The organism is Gaiella sp. (genome assembly GCF_035558935.1).
GTDB lineage: Bacteria > Actinomycetota > Thermoleophilia > Gaiellales > Gaiellaceae > Gaiella.
Genome location: NZ_DATMBZ010000174.1, coordinates 1 through 6,554, shown reverse-complemented (window position 1 = coordinate 6,554; position 6,554 = coordinate 1). Strand labels below are relative to the sequence as shown.

Genomic DNA, 6,554 nt, shown 5'->3' with positions numbered 1-6,554 from the left:
CCGCGCCTCGACTGGGTCGGTCAATACCGCCTCGCGGAGAACGGCATCGTGCGGCGCGAAGTGCGCCCCGGGCGGAACGAGCTGACCGACCAGCTCATCTCCGAGGGCGCCCTCGAGCGCGTGCTCGAGCGGTTCTAGTCCTTGTTCGCAAGGAGGATTCCGCCGAGCGGAATCCTGCGCTCGGATCCCCGCCTTCGGCGGGGCAGATCCCGGAAGGCGTCCGCTCCGCCGCCGCAACTGCCCGCGTCGCTTGAGTCGCAAGCTGGGCGCCGCGACAGTCGCGCGGCCGAGACGCAGTGTTGGCGAACGTCAGGCGGACAGCGTGCGCAGGCGGAAGCCGCCGTGGTGCTCGTACGACGACGTGACGACCGCCAGCACGTCGCGCGCCGCACGGTCGCCGATGCCGAGCCCTGGGGCGTCCGCGATCGGCGTTCCGAGCAGCGCTGCGATCGCGTTCGACCCGTCGGGCGACAGCCCGATCCCTCCGTGGTCGCACGCGGTACACACGACACCGCCGGACGCAGGCTGGAACGCAACGAGACCGGTCTCGGCACCGCACTCGACGCAGCTCCCGAGATGCGGGAGGAAACCCGAGAGCCACAGGAGCTTGAGCTGGAACGAGAGGACGACCGGATCGAGCACCGGCCGGCGCCCGCGCTGGGGTTCCCGGCCGTCGAGGGCGTCGAGGAATCTCGTCACCGCGAGAAACGCGCGGTCGTTTCGCTCCTCCTCGGTGAACAGCCGGAGCATCGCCTCGAGCCCCACGAGGCCGACCTGGAGGCGGTAGGGGTCGGTCCTGACAGCGTCGTGGGAGCGGACGAGCGACGCGCCGGTCACCGTGCCGAGCTCACCGCGGCCGCGGTGGATCGAGAGCTCCACGTGCGAGAACGGCTCCAGCCGTCCGCCAAACCGGCTCTTCGTCCGTCGGACGCCTTTCGCCACGACACCGACGCGCCCGTTCGCCTCGGTGTAGACGTGGAGAACGCGGTCGGCCTCGCCGAACGCGAACGCGCGAAGGACGACCGCCTCGGTGATCGTCGGCAGGGCCATGGGATCGAGTCTAGGACGTAGCGTGGCTGTCGCTGAAGCTCCGAGCCTCCCTGGTTCCGCTCCACAGCACCCACCCCGCTTCGGCCGCTGCCGCTCCCAGTCTCCCCTGCCGCTCCCAGTTTTCCCCGGGAGTCAACCTCGCCGCCGCGCCCGGCCAGTCACCGTCGCCACCGCTACATGTGTCCCAAACAGACATGTCCGGCCGTCGACCCTCCCGGGCCGCCGACCTCCTCCCCACGGCTCATAGCCTAACGTGGCAACACGCACGAGTGGGTCACGAGAGTGAGCCGAGACCGTGTCGATCGCTCCCCGGGCCGAAGCACCCGGCTCCCGAGGTCCCGCGCGCCAAGACAACGATCACGGCGCCTGGCAATGCGGGCAGAACCAGGTCCCCCGCCCCGCGACCACGATCCGCTCGATCGGTCTCCCGCACCGGTCGCAGGGCTCTCCGAGCCGGCCGTAGACGTGGAACTCGCGCTGCATGCCGCCGCTCGAGCCGTCCGGCGTCGCATAGTCGCGAAGCGTCGACCCCTGCAGCTCGACGCCGCGTCGCAGCGCGGCCCGGACGGCCCGGTGTAGGCGCGCAACCTCGTCGAGCCCGAGCTCCCCGGCAACGCGGCGTGGGTGGATTCGCGCCCGCCAGAGCGCCTCGTCCGCGTAGATGTTCCCGACGCCGGCGATCCGTCGCTGGTCGAGCAGGAACGCCTTGACGGGTGCACGTCGGCCCTCGAGGAGGCGCCCGAGCCGGGCGGCCGTGAAGGAGGGTGCGAGTGGCTCCGGGCCGAGGCGGGAGGCGAGGTACGGGTGGAGATGCCCTTCGTCGAGAAGCTCCCACGTTCCGAAGCGGCGCACGTCCCGGTACCCGACCTCCGCTCCGGTATCGAGGACCACTCGTGCACGCCTGTACGCGTCCGCCGGCAGGCTGCCCGCCGGCGCGTGCCGAAGCGATCCCGTCATCCGGAGGTGGACGACGAGCGTGCGGCCGCTCGCCATACGCCAGAGGAGGTACTTCCCGCGACGCTCGACCGTCGCGATCCGCTCGCCTACGAGCGAATCCGCGACGAACTCCGGTTCGACGGGACGGGTCAGCCGAACGTCGAGGATCTCGGCACGGAGGATCGTCGCGCCCTCGAGCACGGGAGCGATCTGGCGACGGACGGTCTCGACCTCGGGCAGCTCGGGCACGGCGCCATCGTACGGGCGACGGCCCGCGGCCCCCGCTAGGTTGCCTGCGCCGCGCGCGGCCCCCCGCCCGGCCCCAACGGCCGTAACCCTGCCGGACCTCCACGGCGGGAACGGCCGGCAGCTCCGCGATGTGCCGCGTGGTCGGGCGACTCCTCCTCGTCTCTTGCGCGCGGCGGGACGACGAGCTCCATTCCGCCCGGAAGGACGATCTCCGACTCCACTTCCGGACGATCTCCGCTCATGCCGCCTCCTCGATCCGCGTGCAGACATGAAACGCGACCGCCCCTGCCGGAACGAGGCGCGATGCCGTACTCCTGCGGTACGGGTTTCCGCACCCTCGTGGGGCTACGATCGCCGGATGACCGATCGGCTGCCGCGATCGCTGCTGCACATCGAGGGCGCCGTGGTCGCGGTGGCAGCAGTCGCCCTCTATTTCCATCTCGGATACGCGTGGTGGCTCCTTCTCCTGCTCGCGCTGGCCCCCGACCTCTCGATGGTCGGCTACGCCGCCGGCACCGCCGTCGGCGCAGTCGCATACGACATCGCACATACGTACGCGATCCCGGTCGCGCTCGCCCTGGTCGGCGTGTTCGCGGACACGGATCTCGCCGTGCAGATCGCGCTCATCTGGGGCGCCCACATCGGCGTGGATCGCGCGATCGGCTACGGGCTGAAGTACCCAACGGGCTTCCAGGACACGCACCTGCAGCGCGTGTAGACGGAAGGAGGACGACATGACGCGAGCGACCGCCGCCCCGCGCGGGCCTGCGTTCGTGGTGCTCCGACAGCTCGACGACGACACGTGGCAGCTGATCGGGGAAGTTCCGAAACGTCCCGGGCTCCCGGCCCGCAAGGCGCGAGCGCGCGCCATCGCGGACGCGACGGGAAGCGAGCCCGCGGCCGGAGACCGCTACGCCGCTGTCCTCCGCAGCGAGTGGCGGATCGCGCTCGACTACTGAAGGCCGATGCCGTCAGTCGACGACGTCCAGCAGGATCCCGTGGTCGACGGGCGCGTTGTCGCCGATCTCGTACGCGGCGAGTACGGCCGCGACCGCCCTCCGCGCGCTCTCGTCGTCACGCGCGTGCACCTCGGCGAGGTCGTCGCCCGCCAGCACCGTGTCACCCCGCTTGGCGAAGCAGAGCACACCGACCGCGTGATCGATCGGCTCGTCCTTCGTCCGTCTGCCGGCCCCGAGCTCGAGCGCAGCGTTGCCGACCGCGAGAGCTCCCACACGACTGACGACACCCTCGCGCGGGGCGGCGACGGGCATCTGGACGGGGGCCTGCTCGAGGACCGACGGATCCGGATCGCCGCCCTGCGCCCGGATCCAGCGCTCGTACGTCTCGAGTGCGCTCCCGTCGTCGACTGCCGCCTGCGCGCGCCTGCGACCCTCGTCGACGTCGATCCCGAGGTCCGAGTACGCGAGCAGCCGGGCGCTCGCGTCGAGCACGAGCTCAGTGAAGTCCGCGGGGCCGTCGCCCCGGATCGTGTCACGCGCTTCGTCGACCTCGAGCGCGTTGCCGACGGCGCGTCCGAGCGGCTGGTCCATGTCCGTCAGGAGACACGTCACCTCCCGCCCGGCCCTCGTCCCGATCTCCCGCATCTGCTCCGCGAGCGCGCGCGCATCGTCGAGCGTCTTCATGAACGCCCCGTCGCCGACCTTCACGTCGAGCACGATCGCCTGGGCGCCGGCGGCGAGCTTCTTGGACATGATCGAGCTCGCGATGAGCGACACGATGTCGACCGTCGCCGTGACGTCGCGCAGCGCGTAGAGCTTCTTGTCGGCCGGGACGAGATCGGCAGTCTGGCCGACGATCGCCATGCCGACGTCCTTCAGCTGCGCCACGAGCTCCTCCGTGGTCAGCTCGACCCGGAAGCCCGGAATCGACTCGAGCTTGTCGAGCGTCCCGCCCGTGTGGCCGAGCCCGCGCCCGGACATCTTCCCGAGCGGAACGCCGCAGGCGGCGACGATCGGCCCGACCGCGATCGAGGTCTTGTCCCCCACCCCGCCCGTCGAATGCTTGTCGACGACCTTGCGGCCGAGCAGCGCGCCGAGGTCGAGGGTCTCGCCGGAGCGGATCATCGCGTCGGTCAGCGATTGCGTCTCGGCGGCGCTCAGTCCGCGGAAGTAGACCGCCATGCACCACGCCGCCATCTGGTAGTCCGGGACCTCGTCCCGTGCGTAGGCGAGGATCAGCTCTGCGAGCTCTCCCGGATCGTGCTCCCCGCCGTTCCGCTTCTGCTCGATCAGCTCGGCGGCTCTCATGACTTCGTGGCGACGAACACGGAGGACGCGCGCCGGCTCCGGATGGGAAGCTCGAACGGGGGAAGGACAGGGGGCGTCTCCGCGTCGAGCGACGCGACGAAGCCGAGCACGACCTCGTCGTCGTCGATCGTGATCCAGCCGTCTGCGTCTCGGCGCTCGACCCGGTCGAAGTGCCTTCCGATCGTCTCGGCGCCGTTCTCCCGCGTGAACACCTGCGGCCACGCCGCCGTGCCGGCGATCTCCCGGAGCTCCTTCAGGTGACCGGCGGCGTTCGTGGTCGCAACGAGCCGTCCACCGGGCCTGAGCACGCGGGCCAGTTCGCGGAGACCCGCGTCGAGGTCCGCCACGTGGAACAGCATCCAGGCCGCGAGCGCGCAGTCGAACGCTCCGTCCGGGAAGGGAAGGCTCTGCACGTCGCCGACTCGGGCGTCGACGCCCCGTTCGCGCGCGAGCTCCACCATCCGCGGCGAGATGTCGAGCATGACGACCTCGCATCCGAGCTCGCTGCCGATCCGCGCCGCCAGCTCGCCGGGGCCGCCGCCGACCTCGATCACGCGTTTCGGAGCGATCTCTGCGACTGCGTCGAAGGCGATCTCCCGCGGATCCGGGCCTTCGGCGTTCGCATAGAGCGACCGCCGTGCCTCGAGGTTCGTCTCCGTCGCGTACTGCCGCGCGACTGCTACCGGGTCGTCGATCCTCACCGTTCGAGAATCGGACGGCCGGGAGCGCCCTTTCCGGGATGCTTCGCCCCGAGCCAGGCGCAGACGCTCGCCCCGACGTCGCCGAACTCGCCGTCCTCGTGGATGCGGCCCGCCGCGTTCTTCCCGGCTGCGTAGGCGAGCAGAAGCGCGTACTCACGCGAGTGGTCTGTCGACGGCGTCGTGGGGTCGCAGCCGTGATCCGACGTGAGGATCAGCAGATCGCCGTCGTGGAGCGCGTCGAGGATGTCGGGCAGCCGGCGGTCGAAGTCCTGCAGGCAGCGATGGAAGTTGACGGGATCGTTTCGGTGCCCCCAGAGCTGGTCGGTCTCGACGAGGTTCACGAAGACGAGCCCCGAGTCCACGTTCTCGAGGAGCTCGATCGTCCGGTTGATGCCGTCGACGTTCGACTTCGTCGGGAACGACTCGTCGATGTCGCAGCCTGCGAAGATGTCCGAGATCTTCCCGACGCCGTACACGGTCTGGCCGGCGTCGCGGATCGCCGTCAGGTAGTTCGGCCGGCGCGGCTCGAGCGAGAAGTCGTGACGGTTCGGCGTGCGCTCGTAGTGGCCGGGGTCCCCGGCGAACGGTCGCGCGATCACGCGTCCGACCGCGTGCTTGCCCGTCAGGATCTCGCGCGCGACCCGGCAGCCGGCGTAGAGCTCCTCGAGCGGGATCGTCTCCTCGTGCGCTGCGACCTGGAAAACCGAGTCGGCCGAGGTATAGACGATCCACTTCCCCGTGCGCTGGTGCTCCTCGCCGAGCTCCTGGATGATCTCCGTGCCCGACGCGGGCTTGTTCCCGATGACGCCCCGGCCCGTTCGGTTCATGAAGGGGTCGATCACCTCGTCCGGGAAGCCGTACGGGTACGTCGGGAACGGCGTCGGCGTGACGACGCCCATCAGCTCCCAGTGGCCGGCGGTCGTGTCCTTGCCCTTGGAGCGCTCGAGCAGTCGACCGGCGACCGCGGGAGCGTAGGGCTGCGGCGGGCACCCTTCGAGCGGCTTCACGTTCCCGAGGCCGAGCGCCTCGAGGTTCGGCAGGTCCAGCCCGCCGACCGCGCGTGCGACGTTCCCGAGGGTGTCCGACCCCTCGTCACCCCAGTCGGCGGCGTCGGGGAGCTCCCCCGCCCCGACGGCGTCCAGCACGATGACACAGGCCCGCGGCACAGCGAGCTATCCTAGTCCGCCAATGGACACCGCCCTCGGCCTGCTGGAGTTGCTCCTGTACATCGTCGCGATCCTCGCGCTCTCGATGTCGGTCACGTGGGCGGTCGTCAGGGTGTCCCCGTCCGAGAGCGCGAAGCAGCAGCGCGACCGGGCGGACGCCGACGCGAAGAGCTAGTCCACGACGA

At 70.7% G+C, this 6,554-nt stretch carries 8 protein-coding genes; 3 read left to right on the top strand and 5 right to left on the bottom strand.

Features of this window, described 5'->3' with window-relative positions; genetic code table 11:
- Positions 1 to 309: 309 nt before the first annotated feature.
- Together recO and mutM are read right to left on the bottom strand one after the other, a co-directional pair.
- Positions 310 to 1,050 (bottom strand): DNA repair protein RecO, encoded by a 741-nt coding sequence (gene recO, locus VNM44_RS16300; protein ID WP_325627231.1) that lies wholly within the window; start codon positions 1,048 to 1,050, stop codon positions 310 to 312.
- A gap of 357 nt (positions 1,051 to 1,407) precedes the next feature.
- On the bottom strand, positions 1,408 to 2,235 hold the full coding sequence (gene mutM, locus VNM44_RS16295; protein ID WP_325627229.1) for a bifunctional DNA-formamidopyrimidine glycosylase/DNA-(apurinic or apyrimidinic site) lyase: 828 nt from the start codon (positions 2,233 to 2,235) through the stop codon (positions 1,408 to 1,410).
- Positions 2,236 to 2,593: 358 nt separating this feature from the next.
- Here mutM and VNM44_RS16290 point away from each other — a divergent pair, with 358 nt between their 5' ends.
- Both VNM44_RS16290 and VNM44_RS16285 read left to right on the top strand, forming a co-directional pair.
- Positions 2,594 to 2,953, top strand: coding sequence for a DUF4260 family protein (locus VNM44_RS16290; protein ID WP_325627227.1), 360 nt, complete (start codon positions 2,594 to 2,596; stop codon positions 2,951 to 2,953).
- Positions 2,954 to 2,969: 16 nt separating this feature from the next.
- The gene (locus tag VNM44_RS16285; RefSeq protein ID WP_325627225.1) at positions 2,970 to 3,194 is read left to right on the top strand and encodes a hypothetical protein; all 225 of its coding nucleotides are present in this window, start codon (positions 2,970 to 2,972) and stop codon (positions 3,192 to 3,194) included.
- A 12-nt stretch (positions 3,195 to 3,206) separates the two neighbouring features.
- Here the strand turns inward: VNM44_RS16285 and VNM44_RS16280 are convergent, their stop codons facing one another.
- Genes VNM44_RS16280 through VNM44_RS16270 form a run of 3 tightly spaced genes read right to left on the bottom strand, consistent with a single transcriptional unit; the run spans position 3,207 to position 6,369 of the window.
- On the bottom strand, positions 3,207 to 4,502 hold the full coding sequence (locus VNM44_RS16280) for a thymidine phosphorylase (protein ID WP_325627223.1): 1,296 nt from the start codon (positions 4,500 to 4,502) through the stop codon (positions 3,207 to 3,209).
- Positions 4,499 to 5,203, bottom strand: coding sequence for a class I SAM-dependent methyltransferase (locus VNM44_RS16275; protein ID WP_325627221.1), 705 nt, complete (start codon positions 5,201 to 5,203; stop codon positions 4,499 to 4,501). Before VNM44_RS16275 ends, VNM44_RS16280 begins: the two co-directional genes overlap by 4 nt.
- Positions 5,200 to 6,369 (bottom strand): phosphopentomutase, encoded by a 1,170-nt coding sequence (locus tag VNM44_RS16270; RefSeq protein WP_325627219.1) that lies wholly within the window; start codon positions 6,367 to 6,369, stop codon positions 5,200 to 5,202. The genes VNM44_RS16275 and VNM44_RS16270 overlap by 4 nt, the downstream gene beginning before the upstream one ends.
- 22 nt (positions 6,370 to 6,391) lie before the next feature.
- Here VNM44_RS16270 and VNM44_RS16265 point away from each other — a divergent pair, with 22 nt between their 5' ends.
- Positions 6,392 to 6,544 (top strand): hypothetical protein, encoded by a 153-nt coding sequence (locus VNM44_RS16265; protein WP_325627217.1) that lies wholly within the window; start codon positions 6,392 to 6,394, stop codon positions 6,542 to 6,544.
- The last annotated feature ends 10 nt before the right edge of the window (positions 6,545 to 6,554 follow it).